This window comes from Paraburkholderia lebeckiae (genome assembly GCF_050436325.1).
Taxonomy (GTDB): Bacteria; Pseudomonadota; Gammaproteobacteria; order Burkholderiales; family Burkholderiaceae; genus Paraburkholderia; species Paraburkholderia tuberum.
The window spans coordinates 2,661,876-2,677,676 of sequence record NZ_JBNDLZ010000002.1; the positions used below are offsets into that span (position 1 = coordinate 2,661,876).

Consider the following 15,801-nt stretch of genomic DNA (forward strand, 5'->3'; position numbering starts at 1 on the left):
CTCGCGCCGGATGTACATGTGGACCGCGTGGTCGCGCGACGGTTCAGCGAGGTTCCTGATGGGCGCGCAACGACCCTCGGCATCGGGCGATATGTGGGACCCTCGGCCGACACCCGATCCGTTACAATCAAACGGACTACCCCACAGGAGATTCGCTTTGAAATCACTCGTTGCTTTGCTGGCCGCAGCCGTTCTGTCCTCGACCGCGATGGCTGCCGCGCCGACCACGGAGAAGCTGCCGTCCGGCGTCATCGTCGAACATCTGACGCAAGGCACGGGCCCGCAACCGTCCGCGACCGACGTGGTAAAGGTCAACTATCGCGGCACGCTGCCCAACGGCACCGAATTCGACAGTTCGGCCAAGCATGGCGGGCCGGCCACGTTTCCGCTCAATCGCGTGATTCCGTGCTGGACGCAAGGCGTGCAGAAGATGAAAGTCGGCGGCAAGGCGCGACTCACGTGCCCGGCGGCGACCGCATACGGCGATCGTGGCGCCGGCCCGATTCCGCCGAATACAGATCTGACCTTCGAAGTCGAACTGGTCGACATCGTCAAGTAAAGCAGGCGAGCGGCGCTAAAGATGCACTGACACCCCAGCCTCGCTGCGCCAATCGCAGCGAGGCTTTTTTATGGGCGCCGAATGGTCCGCCAGGGGATTCACCATGAAACGTGACAAAAGTAGCGTGCAGGTGGCCAGCATTGGTTTTACCGGCAAGAGCGCCCAGAAATTCTTCAGTTTGCTGAAGGACGCCCACGTGCGCACCGTGCTCGACATTCGCCTCAACAACACGTCGCAACTGGCGGGTTTTGCGAAAAAGCAGGATCTGCCTTTCTTTCTCGAGCAGTTGTGCAATGCGGCGTACCTGGAAATCCCGGAGCTGGCTCCCGAGCCGGACCTGCTCAAACGCTACCAGGGCAAGCAATTGAGTTGGGAGAACTTTCGGGAGGAATATTTCGACCTCATCGCGCGCCGCCGCGTGGAAAGTAATCTGGATATCTCGCTATTCGAATCGGGTTGCCTGCTTTGCAGTGAACATTTACCACATCATTGCCACCGGAAGTTCGCGCTCGAGTATCTGAACCAGCACTGGAATAGTCGTCTGTCCGTTACACATTTGGCCTGACCGGCGCCGCTCAGGCCGGTTAGGTTTTTCCGCCTCATCGCCCGGCGGCTCTCCGTGCCGGAGGGTTGAATCTCGCCGGATCCGCCCGCGTTTCCTTCAGTAGCCCGAATGGTTGAGTGGCGCGAAACGTGGAAAATCGCGTACAGAGCGCATGTTTTTTCAAGGCGCGTGCCGCTCGCTCGTCTACTATCTACTCACGCGCACCTCCCTGTTTTCGTCTCGCCCTATCGCCCGCCACAAACCGGCCATGCTTACGCGCGCCAGGAGCGCATGCCATGAATATCGACTTCCATTACGGCGTGGTCTACATTGCCACGCGCGTCGGCGGCATGACGGTCGGCGATGCGCAAACCGTCGCGCATGCCTGCCAATATGTCGACGACGCAACCACGAGCGGAATACTGCGGTTCAAAGGCGGCGAGACCTTCGAGCGATTCGCGACCGCGCACAAGTTATTCGATTACGTCAATACCGAGGACGACCAGAATCGGCTCGTGTGGACGCCATTCCATTTTCTGCCGGCTGGGGTTGGCGAAACTCTGGAGGAAAAGGCGGTTTGCCGGCCCGATAGTGACGTCGCGCGCGAAGTCGTGCGGCGCGCGATCCGGCAGCGCGATTCGGAGACCGCGTTGCATCGACTCGGCGTGACGCTTCATACCTATGTCGATACCTGGGCGCACCAGGGATTCGCGGGCATCGAAAGCCCGTGGAATCGCGTGCATCTTCTCGAAGCGCAGGATTGCACCCGCAAAGGCTGGCTCGCGAGCCTCGAACTGGCGGTCGCGCATCTGATCGAGCATGTCGAGGAGGACGTTCTCACGATCGCGCTGCCGGTTGGCCATGGCGCCGCGTTGCATTATCCCGACCAGCCCTGGGCGCGCTGGCATTACATCGACGGCCGCAATCACTTCATCTCACGACATAATTTGCCGGATTTCGTGCAAGCGGCGGACATGAGTTGTCGTGTCGTGCGAGCTTATCTGGCCGGACGCGAAGATTTCGAAAACCAGCCCGGCATGCCGGACGACGTAAAAGACGCACTGACCCGGCTGCTCGATACGAACCGCGAACCCGACGACAACCTGCGTCTGAGAACCGTTTGCGAATGGGTGAATGCAGGCCGTATTCCAGGTTTGAAAGAACCCGTGCCCGGCTATATCGCCAAAGGACAAGGGTCGTGGAAGTACCAGGCCACCGGTTTGTTGTGCGATGACGACACCGGGGACAGACCGGAGTGGACGACCGCCTTCGAGAAGAGCGACTACCGGCTCTTTCACGACGCGGTCAAGCAACACCGTTTCGTGACCACTCAGGAGATCTTGCCCGCGCGCGGATTACGCATTGCCTAAGTGATCGGAGCAGGGCGCGTCGCCGCGAACGGAGATCCGAACATCAGTGACGCGTTGCCGGTGCGAACGTTTGCGGTGGCGCCCGTATTCTCCAGTCACTGCATTCGGGCTTGCTGATGCGGCGCAGCCTGAACCGCCGCCTGCTGTTCTTCGGCGTGCTTTTTGGCCATATGCCGTCCGACGATACAACCGCCCACCGCGCCGACCACCGCATGATGTCCCGCGTAGTGCCCGGCGACGCCGCCCACTACCGCTCCTTTCAGGCAACCAGCCGCGTTCGCGGTGCCGGCCATTGCCAACGAGACTGCCATTGCCCCGAGGGCGGTCCGAATAAAACCAGCTTTCATTGCAAGTACCATCGTGTTTGAGTGGATCGGAATTAGGGTGGTCCGGCGTCCATTTCAATAGCCGCCGCGAGCATGGCGGCTGACAAAGGACTCTCCATTGGCCATACGTCCGCCGCTGGGCACGGATACGAAGTGTAAATGGACTTGGCCGGTACAGGGGGCAACAGGTGCTGCAAGATCGGTAACGGCACGTTACCGGAGCCGGGGCGGTGTCTTTGCACGCGTCGTCAGTGGCTTTTCGCGCATGTTCGAATCCGTTCGCTATAGCGGGCCACGAAAAAAGACCGTTTTCAAATAAAAAGTGGACTACTCTCCTTTGAATATCCAAAGGCCTGGCTATAGTAGAAGCGACTAATGCCAGAAAGCACGGCGGCGCCCCTTTTTGTCGCCGATGCGGATGACGGGGAAACACAAATGACGCCATCGAATGCCGCGATCTATCAGACCAGGACTTGCACGCCAGAGTCGTTGCGCACGCTCGCGAGCTTTCTCGAATTGGCGCTCGACGAGGGAAAAAGCGTGGTCGTGATGCGGATCGGCAAGCAGGCGCGCAGCGTTTACGTCGGAAATCCATCCGGTGCATTGGAGGATTTAACGGATTCCGGCGTCGTCGACGCTTTCCAGGCAGATGAAATGCTGGTACTGACCTGCCTGGGCCTGAACCGGATAACGGCGGACGGTCAACACTACCGCTTCATACGGAGTGTGAGGTACATTGCCGATCGCCAGGCCGTCGTTTTTACACCTATCTGAGTGGTGGTGGAACCGAAATGAAAAAGAAGAATCAGGAGGGAAGGAAAAGGAAGAAAGCTTCGATGACCCGGTAGAAAACCTGAAAGCTTTGTTATTTGAACGCCGCATCGGCGCTCGTATCGGTGTATTGAAGCTCGGGATAGGTCAATACACTGCCTTTCTTCCGTCATTCATGGCATAGTTCGACGATTACCACATAAGGAGCAATCAAATGCCTTCGTTAGAGCAAATCCAAGCAAAGCTTAAGAAGCTCCAGGAGCAAGCTGACGTTCTCATTGCCAGAAAAGCACAAGCCGCGGTCGACCAGATTCGCGAATTGATGCTCAAGCACGGTCTCACGACTGCCGATATCGAAGCACAGGCGAAGGCACGACGTGCCGAGCGAGGTCTGAATGGCAATACGGCGGGTCGCGGAAGACCTGCGGGCGCGAGCAAAGCCGCCAGGTCGGCAACCCCCGCGAAGTATCGCGACCACAAAACCGGCGCGACCTGGACGGGGCACGGCCGTGCGCCTGGCTGGATCGCCGGCGTGAAGGACCGCACGGCGTTTCTGATCGACGCTGCGAGCGCAAGCAAGCCCGCGGCTACTCCCGCCGTGAAGGGCGGCAAAGGGCAGCCGAAAGGCGCCCAGCCGCCGAAGTACCTGAATCCGAAGACCGGCGCGACCTGGAGCGGCCGCGGTCCGGCGCCGGCGTGGCTCGCGGCCGTCAAGGACCGCAGCAAATTCCTGATCGATGGCGCGAGCACGGCTGCCGCTCCGAAAGCGGCGAAAACGGCGGCAAAGAGCAGCCAGGCGAAAGCGACCGCGAGTGCGGTAGGCAAGAAGACCGCGGCGAAAAAAGCAACGCGCAAGACGGCCGTGAAAAAGACCGCAGCCAAAAAGGCAACTCCGGCAAGCCGGAAAGCCGCGGTGAAGAAGACCGCCGGCCGCAAAAGCGCTGTGAAGACCGCAAGAAAAGCACCGGCACGCAAGGTTGCTGCAAAGAGTACGGCCGCGCCCGTCGCGGCGGCTCCCCAAACGCCAGAGACGCAAGCAAGCGCGTAATAGCCGCGGAGTCGTGAGCCAGATGGTTAGCACGTTCGACGCACCCCGGCAGGAAGATCAGGTCTTCCTGCTGGACTCCACTCCTCATCCGGCAGCCGATGCCGCCGAACCGTTCATCGTCGCCAGCGATCGCCGCGTGATCCTCACTTATCCGATCGCGGAGTCGGACTTTGAACGGTTCGGGCCATTCGATCCCGACGACGATCCTTTTTGCGCGGTATTGTTCTCCGACGCCATCTTTCATCGTCTCGGGCCGCCGGGCGATGACGATCTCGCCATTCATCCGCTCGCAGCGCAAGGTCTCGCCGGCTGCGCGGTGCATGAAGTCGTCAATTCGTCGTTGTGCGCCGAGATTGCCGCCATGGCGATAGACTCCGTCGCCATTGCTCCCGAGGCACCGGCGCGACGGCATTTCGTCATTACGTTTCAGGCATCGACGTTCGAATGCGTGGCGTCGGACTATACGGTCATCGGCGTATTCGGCGCGGGCGAAATCGCAAGCCGCGAGGCGTTTGCATTGGTCAGATAAAGCGTTGGAACCAGAAAGCAAGGCGCGGTCCTGATCCGGGCACGCGCCGTGCATGACGTGCTGATAGTGAAAGCCAGGCACGAGTGCGGCATTCTCCCGTCGGATGCGGGACTCGTATGCCGTGACCCGCCGCCTGCCATCGAGGCCACGCATGCTGACCATTTCTATTACCGCGTTCGCCACGCTCGTGATCGTTCTCGTGATCGCCAATCTGTCGAGCGGCGAGAAGAAAATAGAACACAGAATCGAGCGGCTTTATAAGAGCGAAGATCCGCAATTCCTTCGTTCGATGGGTTTATTGCTCGGTCCACCCGTGGTGCCGGGTAATCGCTTCGAGATGCTGCTCAACGGCGACCAGATCTTTCCGTCGATGCTCGAGGGCATTCGGTCGGCGCGCGAAACCATCACATTTGAAACGTTCATTTACTGGTCTGGCGAGATCGGCGGACAGATTGCGCGTGCGCTTGCCGATAAGGCGCGCGAAGGTGTCGCCGTGCATGTACTGCTCGACTGGGTCGGTTCGTCGAAAATGGATCGGCGCTATCTGCAATTGCTGCGGGAGGCCGGCGCCGAAGTGGTCAAGTATCACAAGCCGCATTGGACCGGACTCGGCCGCATGAACGACCGTACGCACCGCAAACTATTGGTGATCGACGGCCGGATCGGTTTTACCGGCGGGGTCGGCATAGCGCCGGAGTGGACTGGCAATGCGCAGGACGAAAAGCATTGGCGCGATACGCATTTTCGCGTGACGGGTCCAGTGGTCGGCCATATGCAGGCCGTGTTCATGGACAACTGGATCAAGGCGACCAGCAGCGTATTGCACGGGCCCGAGTATTTTCCGCACATCGATGCCGAGCCGAAAGGAGCGGGCCAGGGTCTCGCGCATATGTTCAGCAGTTCGCCGTCGGGCGGCAGCGACGACATGCAGTTGATGTATCTGATGGCCATCACCGCCGCCACGCGCAGTTTGCACCTTGCGAGCGCGTACTTCGTGCCCGACAAGCTCACCATCAACGCGATCGTCGAAGCCGCGAAACGCGGCGTGAAAGTACAGATCGTCACGCCGGGCAAACGCATCGACACGCACACGGTGCGCGAAGCGTCGCGTGCGTGTTGGGGCGACCTACTGAAAGTGGGCGTCGAGATCTACGAGTTCCAGCCGACCATGTTCCATTGCAAGTTGCTGGTAGTCGACGAGTACCTGGTGTCGGTCGGCTCGACGAACTTCGATAGCCGCTCGTTCAAGCTGAACGACGAAGCGAACCTGAACATCTACGACCGCGATTTCGCCAGGCAGCAGACCGCCGCGTTCGATGACGACATCGCGAAGTCGAAGCGCATCACGCTCGAAGCATGGACACGGCGTTCGTTCACCGAGAAGGTCGTCGAAAAGTTCGTAAGGTTACTGGATACACAGCTTTGAATACCGATAGCAACGTATCGAGGCGCCGACGGATCAATGAACGGCGCTGCTCAGATACGCTTCGATGTCGGGCCGCGCGGCTCGCTTGCCGTTGTCGTGTTCAACGGCAGCCGCATCGATGAGGCGCGCTTTCGCGTGTTGATACGCATTGGCAACGCGTTTGCCTTCCTGAATGCATGCACTTCCGACATAGACGGCGCTGTCGCCGCGTTCCGCCAATACCAGGTGTTGCAGACTGTCCGGCACGAGCGGGTCGAGCGGTACCACCTCGCACGTCAGCGGCTTGCCTTGCAGATGAATCGCGCAGCGCCCGTCGTCCGCCAGCGCCGGGCAGCGCGCGAGCGACGGATAGTCGAAGCCCTGCGCAACGATGCTGAAGGTGTCGCCCGCGCGATACAGCAGCGTATCGGCCAGCGCCTCGAACTCCGCGCAATCGGCTTCGTCGAGCACCGCTTCATGTCGGCCGACACGCAGCCTTTCGCCGGACCGCCTGCGCGCCACGCGTCCAATCGCGAGGCAGCCGATAAACCGGTTGCGATGGCGAAACAACTCCGCCAGCGTCATCGACGGGGGACTGTTGCAGCATCGACCGCACGCGGAGCAGGAAAACGAAAACGTATTCACCACGGCCGACGCACCGAGTCCTGATAACGCGTGAGGATGAAATGCGCGACGTCGTTCGAATGATAGGCGGCGACCAGTTGCGCGACCCATGCGTTGTGGCGATCGCTGTCGCGCACGGTCAGCACGTTCGCATACGGCGAGCGCGCGTCTTCGAAACTGAGACCATCGCGAGCGGGACGAAGACCTGAGTGCGCCGCTGTGTCGCTATCGATCACCGCGACCGCGACGCTGTTCAACGTGTCGTACAGACGCGCGCGCGGTACCCGGCGAATCTTCAGATGGAGGCGGTTGCTCGTGATGTCGGCGAGCGTCGCGTGCAGGCCCGCGCTGTCGCGGAACGTCAGCAACGTTTCGTTTTGCAGAAGGATCAGCGCGCGTGCCGTGCCGGCGGGGTCGTCGGGAATCGCGATCGTCGCGCCGCGCTGCAATTGCACGAGGTTCCTCAGCTTGCGCGAGTACAGCGCGACCGGAAACGTGACGGTCGTGGCCACACTCGTCAGTGCGTAGCCATGCAGTTTGCGCTGTGCGTCGAGTGCCGCTTCGTCTTCGAAGCTCGCGACGTCGATCTGTTTCGCGGCGAGCGCTGCGTCGATCCGCGACGGCTGATCGAACACCACGACGTCGAGCGCGAGACCCTCGGTTGCGGCGACCCGGCGCACTTCGTTCATGATCTCGGCTTGCGCGCCCGAACTCACGCCGACTCTGATCGTCTGCGAGGCAGCGTGCGAGGGTACGGGCAGTAAAGCAGGCAACACCGAGAGCGCAAGCGCGGCAATCGCATATCGCTTCATGACGCATCCCTCGACACCGTGCGAAAGCCGATATGCGAAGCCGGCAAATCGGCTTCCTGCTGCTCGCGCGACGCCGCGCGATATCTGACGCAGTAGTCGCGGGAGCACAGGAACGAGCCGCCTTTGATGACCATCGGCGTATCGTGGCGGCGGCTGATTGGCGCCACGGCGGCAGTATCGCCGTTCGTATGCGACTGGTGCGGACCGCTGTACACGTCCTTGGTCCACTCCCACGCATTGCCGATCATGTCGTAAAGCCTGAAGTCGTTCGCCGCATAGCAGCCGACCGGTGAAAGGCCGACATGGCCGTCCTCGCCGGTGTCGAGCACCGGAAACACGCCTTGCCAGTAGTTCGCGCCTGGCTTGCCGTGCGCGTCGCGCGGCGCGGTGTCGAGGTCCGCGCCTTCATGGCCGGCTTTGCCCGCGTATTCCCATTCGGCTTCGGTCGGCAGATCGCGGCCGAGCCAGTGTGCGTACGCGAGCGCATCGGCCTGCGTGACCATCGTCACCGGTTGATTCATCCGGCCGTCGAGCGTGCTGCCGGGACCGGCCGGATGATTCCATGCGGCGCCTTTGACCCAACTCCACCACGCGAGATCGCGCGCGTTCATTTCTTCGCGCGTCGGCGTGTGAAATACGACCGCGCCGCCCTGACGCTCCGCATCGCTCACGTAGCCGGTCGCCCGCACGAACGCGGCGAACTGCGCATTCGTGACGTCGGTCTGGTCGATCCAGAAGCCGGCAACGTGCGTCTTGCCGTCGCCAGGGCGCTCGTCTTCGTAGCCGAGCTTGCTGCCGAACACGAAGTCGCCACCATGCAGATGCACCATGCCGGCTTGCGGGTCGTCGCGCCAGCGCGCGGGCAGGCCCGAGTAACGCTCGCATTGCTGTTCGGAGCCGAGCGCGGCGAGTGGACGCGAGCGGTTCAGGCTGTCGAATGCGCTGGACGGGCCACCGCCGAATACCGCCGCGCTCGCCGCACTGATGGAAGGCGCGGCAAACGCGGCGGCGAATGCGACCGCCGCGATCGCGACGTATGCGCCATACAGCGCCACGCCGCCTTTGAACTTGAATGAAAACGCCATCGTGTGCTCAGTAGTAGCCGCGCGGACGCAACGGTTCGACGCCGCCGACGCTGGTCATGTAGTCGTTCCACTGCTGCACGAGACCATCGATGATCGACTGGTTCTGCGCCGACACGTCCTGCGTTTCGCCGCGATCGGCGCTCATGTCGTACAACTGCCAGTGACCGTCGACGGGGCCGAGCGGCGGTTCGGTCCACAGGGCTTTCCAGCGGCCGTCGGCGCTGCGCAGATAACCGCGGCCATAGGCTTCGTCGCCGAACGACGCGCTGTGCACCGGCGCCGTGCTCTGATCTTCGAGCTGCGGCAGCAGCGATTGTCCGGTGATCGGATACACGTAGCGGTTGTTGTAGACCACCTTGCCCTTGTTCTGATCGACGCCGGTCAGCGTGTTGATCAGCGCGGGTGCGGGCGTGGTCGGCGGCGCGATGTGCGCGACCGCGAGGAACGTCGCGGTGTTGTCCGTCACGTGCGTGAATTCACGCAGCGTCGGCTTCTGCGAAGTCTGGCCCGGCAAATGCACGATCAACGGTGTGGACACGCCGCCTTCGCCCGAATAACCCTTGGTCAAGCGGAATGGCGTCGCGCTGACTTCGGCCCAACGCAAACCGTATTGCAGACGTTGCGCGTTCTGCTTGCCGTTGTCGGTGCCGAGCTGGGAGTAGGTCGGATCGGCCGCGTTCGCCGTGTCGGTGGCGGTCGGGTCCGCGCCGGAATCGATCGGCCAGCCCTCCGCGCCGTTATCCGACTGGAACACGATGAACGTGTTGTCGTATTCGCCGATGTCCTTCAGATGCTGGATCAGCAGGCCAATGTTGTGATCGAGGTTCTCCACCATGCCCGCGTAGATTTCCATGTAGCGGGCCTGCGCTTTCTTCTCGGCCGGCGACAGGCTGTCCCATTTCTTGTCCACATAGCCGGGGCCGTAATCGGTGTAGCCCTGCACGGCGCTGTGCACGGCGCTCACGTATTTCGCGTTCGCGGTGCCGTTGTTTGCGGTGGCTGGGCTCGCGGCCAGCGTCTCCGACGCGCCGCCGAACGGCACGAAGTCTTGCGCAATGATGCCGAGCGCTTTCTGCCGGGCGATACGCGCGTCGCGGATTGCGTCATAACCGACATCGTATTTGCCGACGTAGTTGTGCAGATAAGGATCGGGCACCTGCAGCGGCCAGTGCGGTGACGTATAGGCCGCGTACGCGAAGAACGGCTTGCCGTCGCCCTTGTTCGAATCGATGTAGGAGATCAGGCGCTGCGTGTAGAAGTCGGTCGAGTAGAACACCGCCGGGCTGCCGCCCACGCCGCCGGGTTGTCCCGGCTGGCCGGGTTGCACGTACTTGCCGTCTTCGGTGTAGTTCTTCGAGCCGGCCAGTTCGTGCGCGAAGTGATTGGTCGCGGCGCCGCCGAGCAGCGCGTAGCTGTGCTCGAAGCCCCATTGGTCCGGCGTCTGCCCGCTGCCCGTCGCGCTGCCCACGATGCCCGAGCCGATGTGCCACTTGCCGGCCATGTACGTGTGATAGCCGCCGTCTTTCAGCAACTGCGCAACCGATAGCGCGCGATCGTTCAGATAGCCTTCGTATCCCGGCAGTCCTTTGCGCTCGTCGGTCGGCACGCCCATCGTGCCCTCGCCGACCAGATGGTGATCGGTGCCCGAGATCAGCATCGAACGCGTGATCGCGCAGACGGTGCCCGTGTGGTGATTCGTCAGGATGCGACCGCTTTGCACCAGCGCATCGAGATTGGGCGTGTTGATTTCGCCCCCGAACGCGTGGATGTCGGAGTAGCCGAGGTCATCGGCCATGATGTAGAGGATGTTCGGCCGCTTCTGCGCGACGACCGGCGTGGACGCGGGCGCGGCGCTCGACGCGGCGGACGCGCTCGGCAGGTTGTCTTCGCCGCACGAGGCGAGCGTGACGAGGCTCGCGACGGCGGCGCCGATCACGCCGAGACGCAAAGTAGGGCGAAAGTTGGTACGGCGAAATCGAAGTGTTGTCATTGTTATTGCGGACCGTCAGGTAGGGCCGCTGATGTTAGCAATGACGTCATAAAGGCCAAACGAACGATTTCTGCGTTGCTATCGATGTTTGTCGATATAGCAGGCAGTAGACGGCAGAGGCAAAGACATCGCCATCTACCGCGCTAATCGCCCGGATTGAGCACGGGCTTGTCCGGGTCCGCCTGGGTGCGGTACGGCAACTGCGCGGCGTGAGGATCGGTGATCGTGTTGTCGATCACGCGCTCGACGTCCGCCGTTTTGGCGAGTTCGGTGAGGAAAGTCTTCTTGTCGAAGCGCGGCGCGACGCAGCCTTCGACGTAGATAAAGCGGCGTTGCAGCGTGAGCCATAGCGTCGATTGCTCGCGCCAGTGCGTCGCGACGTTCAGATTCGCGAGACGCCGTTGCACGCTCTCGGCGATTTCCGCGTCGTACAGATACGCGTTCGGCAAACGGCAACGGCCTTCGATCCAGCAGCTATTGCCGCGTTCTATTCTGTAATGGCTATCGTCGAGCCATTCCTTTTCGGTTTCGAATGGGCCAAGCGGAGTTGGGCAATCGGCGATCGCTTTGGAGATCTGCAGGAATGGATCGTGGCCTCGATTGACGCGCGCCGGTTCGCCATGAACGCGAGCCGTGGCCACGCAAATCATCAGACCGGCAAGACTCAGTTCGAACACGCGTTTCATGTCGTGGTCGCTCCAGGTGTGGACCGCCCATTATCGCGCGCCCGCGAACCTCAACGCTTGTTGCGCCGGTTCTCGACCGCGAACTTGATCAACTCGGCCTGTCCTTCGATATCGAGCTTGCGCTTCAGATTGAGCCGATGCGTCTCCACGGTTCGCACCGACAGATCGTTGCGCTGCGCGATCTGCTTGCTCGACAGTCCCTCGGCAAGCGCATCGAGAATGTCGCGCTCGCGCGGCGTCAAGCGTTCGACCGGGGATTGCGTTGCCGACGCCTGGATCAGTCGAGTACCGATCTCCGCGCTAAAGAACGTCTTGCCGTCGAGTACCGCGCCGATCGCCTGAATGATTTCGAGCGCCGGGCGAATCCTTCAGAACGTAGCCGCTTGCGCCCGCGCGCACCGCCTGCGTCACGTATTCGAGGTTGTCGTGCATCGACAGCATCAGCACACGAATCGCCGGAAAGCGCTCATGAAAGAGGCCCGCCAACGCAATGCCGTTCATGCCGCTTTTCATGCCGACATCCATCAGCGCCAGATGCGGCGCCTGTCGTTCGGCCAGCGCGAGCGCTTCCTGCGCGTCGCCCGCTTCACCGACCACTTCGAAGTGGCGCACTGCTTCGAGCCGTGCGCGCAGACCGTCGCGCACGAGCGGATGATCGTCGACGAGCAGCAGACGCGCGATGTAAGGAGAGGTCGTGTCGTTCATGATGCGAGTTCCTGCAGGGACGGCACCGTTGCATGCGTCGTGGGCAGCGGCACGCGCGCGCCGACGACGGTGTGTCCAGGCTGCGAGTTCAGCGACAGCGTGCCGCCGAGCGCTTCGAGCCGTTCGCGCATGTTGCGCAGGCCGACACCTTCACGTCCGCCGACGAATGCTTCGGTCACGTCGAAGCCGCGGCCGTTGTCGGAGATCGTCAGCGTGACCGCATCGCGCGAGACTTCCAGCGCAAGCGCCGCGCTCGACGCCTGCGCATGTCGCACGATGTTCGTCAGCGCTTCCTGGGCGATGCGAAACAGCACGGTGTTGACCGTATCGGGCAACGTGGCGGCATGCGTGTGCGCGATCTGCGTGAAGCCGATCGCGATGCCGGACTCGTCGCCGAGTTCGCGCGTCAGTTGTTCGAGGGCGGCCGCGACGCCGAGATCGTCGAGCATCGACGGACGCAGCGCATGAGAAATGCGTCGGACTTCGCGCAGCGTATCGCCGAGCCGCGTGAGTCCGGTGGACAGGGCGGCCTCGGCGGCGGGCACGCGTGCGTCGCCGCGTTCGAGCCGCGCGAGCGCCGATTCGAGCAGCAGCTTCACGGACACCATCATCTGGCTGATGCCGTCGTGCAATTCGCGCGACAGGCGCGCTCGCTCGTTTTCCTGCGACTCGACGACCTGCTGCGCGAGCCGCTTCAGCTTCGCGTCGGCGCTGCGATATTCGGTCACGTTCAGCACGAGTGCGCACAGCGCAATGACCGCGAGGCCCGCCACCGCGATCGCGTCGATCCACTTCATCGTGCGATCGATATTGGCCGCGGCCTGGGCGTCGATATGCGCGAGCGTCGTGTCGACGTCGTCGAGATAGATGCCGGTGCCGAGCATCCAGCCCCAGCGTTCGAGTGGCACCACGTAGCCGAGTTTCGACTCCTCCTTGCCGGTCGACGGCCGATGCCACAGATAGCGCACATAGCCGCCGCCGCGCGCGGCCGCGGCGAGTAGCTGCTGGATCGTCGGCGTGCCCTGGCTATCGCGCAACGACCACAGATCCCGACCCACCAGATCCGGCTCGCGCGGATGCATCAGGGTGCGGCCGTGCAGGTCGTACACGAAGAAGTAGCCGTCCTCGCCGAAATTCATCTTTTCGAGCACCGCGAGTGCACGCGTGCGCAGCAGCGCGTCGTCGCGTGCGTTGTCGCCGCCGGCTTCGTAGAGCGGCGCGATCGCGGTGGTCGCGAGCTCGACGTAGTGCTTGAGCTCGATCTCCTTACTCGCCATGTACGCGGCTTGCGTGGTCGCGTGCTGCCGCTCGGCGAGCGCCGTCGCTTCGCGGCGCACGCCCGTCTCGATGCTGGCGATCGCCGCCAGAAAGGGCACGATCGCGAGCAGCACAATCTTTGCTTTGAGTTTCATCGTTGAAAAAAGCCAGTCAACGGGCTACGTATTATTACGTAGACGGCTTACGTAGTTGCGCGCTTGTAAGCAAGCGCGCGAAGGCGAATACTACATGCCCGTCGCATACCGCGCTGGACAAGGCCTGGCGGGCGAGTATGCGGCGTTCCCCGATTTCCCGCCTGACCTCAGGCAACCGGGCATCCGCGCGTCGGGGCACGAACCATCGCGCGCGCTGTCGATAATACTCAGGAGACGTTCGTGGAGACCTCCCCCTCGGCCGGCCGTTCATGGCTCTGGCTTATTTTGCTGATCCCATATGTCGCGCTGCTGTGGCTGCCGTTCTATAACGATATGCATCCGCCGCTCGCGGGCTTTCCGTTCTTCTACTGGTATCAGTATCTGTGGGTGCCGTTGACCTCGCTGCTGATTTACATCGTGTATCGAGGTCTCAAATGAGCGATCTGAATCCTGTGAACCCGGTTGCGATGACGGTCTTCATCGCGTTCTTCGTGCTCGTCACGGTGATCGGCTTTTTCGCGGCGCGCTGGAAACGAGGCGATCTGACGCAGTTGCATGAGTGGGGTCTCGGCGGACGGCAGTTCGGCACGGTCATTTCGTGGTTCCTCGTCGGCGGCGATTTCTATACCGCCTATACGGTGATCGCGGTGCCCGCGCTCGTTTATTCGGTGGGCGCGTATGGCTTCTTCGCGCTGCCATACACGATCATCGTTTATCCGTTCGTGTTCGCGGTGATGCCGAAGCTGTGGAAGGTTGCGCACGCGAAACACCACATTACCGCGGCCGACTACGTGCACGGCGAGTACGGCGGCAAGTGGTTCCCGGCGGCCATCGCGCTGACCGGCATCGTCGCGACGATGCCGTATATCGCGCTGCAGCTCGTGGGCATGCAGGTCGTGATCAAGGGGCTCGGCGTCAGCGGCGAATTGCCGTTGATCGTCGCGTTCGTGATCCTCGCGCTCTATACGTATGCAAGCGGCCTGCGCGCGCCGGCGATGATCGCGTTCGTCAAGGACATCATGATCTATATCGTCGTGATCGCGGCGGTATGGCTGATTCCGGTGAAGCTCGGCGGCTATGGGCACGTGTTCGCACTGGCCGATGCGCACTTCCAGGCGAAGGGCGGCGCGACCGGTATCCTGCTGAAGCCGAATCAGTACACGGCGTTCGCATCGCTCGCGCTCGGCTCGGCGCTCGCCGCGTTCATGTATCCGCATACGATGACGGCGGTGCTGTCGTCGGCGTCGGCAAAGACGGTGCGCAAGAACGCGATCTTCCTGCCTGCCTACACGGTGCTGCTCGGCCTGATCGCGCTGCTCGGCTATATGGCGATCGCCGCTGGCGTGAACGTGAAGTCGGCAAGCGACGTGGTGCCGACCCTGTTCGGCACGCTGTTCCCGTCGTGGTTCGTCGGTTTCGCGGCTGCCGCGATTGCGATCAGCGCGCTGGTGCCGGCCGCGATCATGTCGATCGGCGCGGCGAATCTGTTCACGCGTAATCTGTGGCGTCCGCTGGTGTCGCCGAACATCTCGCCCGAGGCCGAGGCAGCCAATGCGAAGATCGTTTCGCTGGTCGTCAAGTTCGGGGCGCTGCTGTTCATCGTGTTCCTGCCGACGCAGTACGCGATCGATCTGCAACTGCTCGGCGGCGTGTGGATTCTGCAGATTTTCCCGGCCATCGTGTTCACGCTGTACACGCGCCGTCTGAACACGCCGGGTCTGTTCCTCGGCTGGCTCGTCGGTATCGTGCTCGGCACGGGCCTCGCGATTTCGCAAGGGCTCAAGCCAGTGTATGGCATGCATTTCGGCCACGAGAACTACCCGCTGTATATCGGCCTGATCGCGCTCGTCGCGAATATCGTCGTGAGCTTCGCGGTGTCGGCAGTGTCGCCGCGACGGGCTGCCGTGACGGCCTGATCGAGGGTTGTCCGGCTCG

16 protein-coding genes and 1 pseudogene are annotated in these 15,801 nt (G+C 62.2%); 9 read left to right on the forward strand and 8 right to left on the reverse strand.

The genetic code is table 11. The features are described 5' to 3' along the window. Nucleotides 1–208: 208 nt before the first annotated feature. From OKW44_RS15435 to OKW44_RS15445, 3 genes are all read left to right on the forward strand, one after another. A complete protein-coding gene (locus OKW44_RS15435; protein ID WP_184046744.1) occupies nucleotides 209–559 on the forward strand; it encodes an FKBP-type peptidyl-prolyl cis-trans isomerase in 351 nt (116 codons plus the stop codon). A gap of 103 nt (nucleotides 560–662) precedes the next feature. After that, nucleotides 663–1,124, forward strand: a complete 462-nt coding sequence (locus OKW44_RS15440) for a DUF488 domain-containing protein (protein WP_026226348.1) — start codon at nucleotides 663–665, stop codon at nucleotides 1,122–1,124. A 275-nt stretch (nucleotides 1,125–1,399) separates the two neighbouring features. Beyond that, nucleotides 1,400–2,473 carry a DUF6765 family protein gene (locus OKW44_RS15445; RefSeq protein WP_018423486.1) on the forward strand — a complete coding sequence of 358 codons (1,074 nt, stop codon included), beginning with the start codon at nucleotides 1,400–1,402 and terminating at the stop codon, nucleotides 2,471–2,473. Nucleotides 2,474–2,568: 95 nt separating this feature from the next. Here OKW44_RS15445 and OKW44_RS15450 read toward each other — a convergent pair whose 3' ends face one another. Further along, nucleotides 2,569–2,820: a hypothetical protein gene (locus OKW44_RS15450; RefSeq protein WP_026226347.1), complete on the reverse strand. Its 252-nt coding sequence runs from the start codon at nucleotides 2,818–2,820 to the stop codon at nucleotides 2,569–2,571. A 414-nt stretch (nucleotides 2,821–3,234) separates the two neighbouring features. Here OKW44_RS15450 and OKW44_RS15455 point away from each other — a divergent pair, with 414 nt between their 5' ends. The 4 genes from OKW44_RS15455 (at nucleotide 3,235) to cls (ending at nucleotide 6,573) form a co-directional block, all read left to right on the forward strand. Next, nucleotides 3,235–3,573: a hypothetical protein gene (locus OKW44_RS15455; protein WP_026226346.1), complete on the forward strand. Its 339-nt coding sequence runs from the start codon at nucleotides 3,235–3,237 to the stop codon at nucleotides 3,571–3,573. A gap of 211 nt (nucleotides 3,574–3,784) precedes the next feature. Continuing rightward, nucleotides 3,785–4,618 (forward strand): H-NS histone family protein, encoded by an 834-nt coding sequence (locus OKW44_RS15460; protein WP_018423483.1) that lies wholly within the window; start codon nucleotides 3,785–3,787, stop codon nucleotides 4,616–4,618. A gap of 22 nt (nucleotides 4,619–4,640) precedes the next feature. After that, nucleotides 4,641–5,147, forward strand: a complete 507-nt coding sequence (locus OKW44_RS15465) for a hypothetical protein (RefSeq protein ID WP_018423482.1) — start codon at nucleotides 4,641–4,643, stop codon at nucleotides 5,145–5,147. Nucleotides 5,148–5,298: 151 nt separating this feature from the next. Continuing rightward, a complete protein-coding gene (cls, locus tag OKW44_RS15470; RefSeq protein WP_018423481.1) occupies nucleotides 5,299–6,573 on the forward strand; it encodes a cardiolipin synthase in 1,275 nt (424 codons plus the stop codon). Nucleotides 6,574–6,606: 33 nt separating this feature from the next. Here cls and OKW44_RS15475 read toward each other — a convergent pair whose 3' ends face one another. From OKW44_RS15475 to OKW44_RS15505, 7 genes and pseudogenes are all read right to left on the reverse strand, one after another. Beyond that, a complete protein-coding gene (locus OKW44_RS15475) occupies nucleotides 6,607–7,137 on the reverse strand; it encodes a hypothetical protein (RefSeq protein WP_018423480.1) in 531 nt (176 codons plus the stop codon). A gap of 56 nt (nucleotides 7,138–7,193) precedes the next feature. Further along, on the reverse strand, nucleotides 7,194–7,988 hold the full coding sequence (locus OKW44_RS15480; RefSeq protein WP_018423479.1) for a MetQ/NlpA family lipoprotein: 795 nt from the start codon (nucleotides 7,986–7,988) through the stop codon (nucleotides 7,194–7,196). Then, nucleotides 7,985–9,073: a formylglycine-generating enzyme family protein gene (locus OKW44_RS15485; protein WP_018423478.1), complete on the reverse strand. Its 1,089-nt coding sequence runs from the start codon at nucleotides 9,071–9,073 to the stop codon at nucleotides 7,985–7,987. Before OKW44_RS15485 ends, OKW44_RS15480 begins: the two co-directional genes overlap by 4 nt. 7 nt (nucleotides 9,074–9,080) lie before the next feature. Beyond that, entirely contained in the window at nucleotides 9,081–11,063 is a 1,983-nt protein-coding gene (locus tag OKW44_RS15490; RefSeq protein ID WP_204357172.1) for an arylsulfatase, read from the reverse strand. Between the two features lie 143 nt (nucleotides 11,064–11,206). After that, nucleotides 11,207–11,749, reverse strand: a complete 543-nt coding sequence (locus OKW44_RS15495; protein WP_018423476.1) for a hypothetical protein — start codon at nucleotides 11,747–11,749, stop codon at nucleotides 11,207–11,209. 50 nt (nucleotides 11,750–11,799) lie between these two features. Further along, a pseudogene (locus tag OKW44_RS15500) lies at nucleotides 11,800–12,454 on the reverse strand (response regulator). Next, on the reverse strand, nucleotides 12,451–13,866 hold the full coding sequence (locus OKW44_RS15505; protein ID WP_018423474.1) for a cache domain-containing protein: 1,416 nt from the start codon (nucleotides 13,864–13,866) through the stop codon (nucleotides 12,451–12,453). The pseudogene OKW44_RS15500 and the gene OKW44_RS15505 overlap by 4 nt, the downstream one beginning before the upstream one ends. A gap of 240 nt (nucleotides 13,867–14,106) precedes the next feature. On the opposite strand from OKW44_RS15505, the gene OKW44_RS15510 reads away from it, so the two are divergent. Both OKW44_RS15510 and mctP read left to right on the forward strand, forming a co-directional pair. Further along, the gene (locus tag OKW44_RS15510) at nucleotides 14,107–14,304 is read left to right on the forward strand and encodes a DUF3311 domain-containing protein (protein WP_026226343.1); all 198 of its coding nucleotides are present in this window, start codon (nucleotides 14,107–14,109) and stop codon (nucleotides 14,302–14,304) included. After that, nucleotides 14,301–15,782 (forward strand): monocarboxylate uptake permease MctP, encoded by a 1,482-nt coding sequence (gene mctP, locus OKW44_RS15515; RefSeq protein WP_018423472.1) that lies wholly within the window; start codon nucleotides 14,301–14,303, stop codon nucleotides 15,780–15,782. Before OKW44_RS15510 ends, mctP begins: the two co-directional genes overlap by 4 nt. Nucleotides 15,783–15,801: the final 19 nt, after the last annotated feature.

Coding starts and splice junctions, on each gene's coding strand:
- OKW44_RS15435 (WP_184046744.1), top strand. CDS start 209: ATGGCTGCCGCGCCGACCACGGAGAAGCTGCCGTCCGGCGTCATCGTC.
- OKW44_RS15440 (WP_026226348.1), top strand. CDS start 663: ATGAAACGTGACAAAAGTAGCGTGCAGGTGGCCAGCATTGGTTTTACC.
- OKW44_RS15445 (WP_018423486.1), top strand. CDS start 1,400: ATGAATATCGACTTCCATTACGGCGTGGTCTACATTGCCACGCGCGTC.
- OKW44_RS15450 (WP_026226347.1), bottom strand. CDS start 2,820: ATGAAAGCTGGTTTTATTCGGACCGCCCTCGGGGCAATGGCAGTCTCG.
- OKW44_RS15455 (WP_026226346.1), top strand. CDS start 3,235: ATGACGCCATCGAATGCCGCGATCTATCAGACCAGGACTTGCACGCCA.
- OKW44_RS15460 (WP_018423483.1), top strand. CDS start 3,785: ATGCCTTCGTTAGAGCAAATCCAAGCAAAGCTTAAGAAGCTCCAGGAG.
- OKW44_RS15465 (WP_018423482.1), top strand. CDS start 4,641: ATGGTTAGCACGTTCGACGCACCCCGGCAGGAAGATCAGGTCTTCCTG.
- cls (WP_018423481.1), top strand. CDS start 5,299: ATGCTGACCATTTCTATTACCGCGTTCGCCACGCTCGTGATCGTTCTC.
- OKW44_RS15475 (WP_018423480.1), bottom strand. CDS start 7,137: ATGACGCTGGCGGAGTTGTTTCGCCATCGCAACCGGTTTATCGGCTGC.
- OKW44_RS15480 (WP_018423479.1), bottom strand. CDS start 7,988: ATGAAGCGATATGCGATTGCCGCGCTTGCGCTCTCGGTGTTGCCTGCT.
- OKW44_RS15485 (WP_018423478.1), bottom strand. CDS start 9,073: ATGGCGTTTTCATTCAAGTTCAAAGGCGGCGTGGCGCTGTATGGCGCA.
- OKW44_RS15490 (WP_204357172.1), bottom strand. CDS start 11,063: ATGACAACACTTCGATTTCGCCGTACCAACTTTCGCCCTACTTTGCGT.
- OKW44_RS15495 (WP_018423476.1), bottom strand. CDS start 11,749: ATGAAACGCGTGTTCGAACTGAGTCTTGCCGGTCTGATGATTTGCGTG.
- OKW44_RS15505 (WP_018423474.1), bottom strand. CDS start 13,866: ATGAAACTCAAAGCAAAGATTGTGCTGCTCGCGATCGTGCCCTTTCTG.
- mctP (WP_018423472.1), top strand. CDS start 14,301: ATGAGCGATCTGAATCCTGTGAACCCGGTTGCGATGACGGTCTTCATC.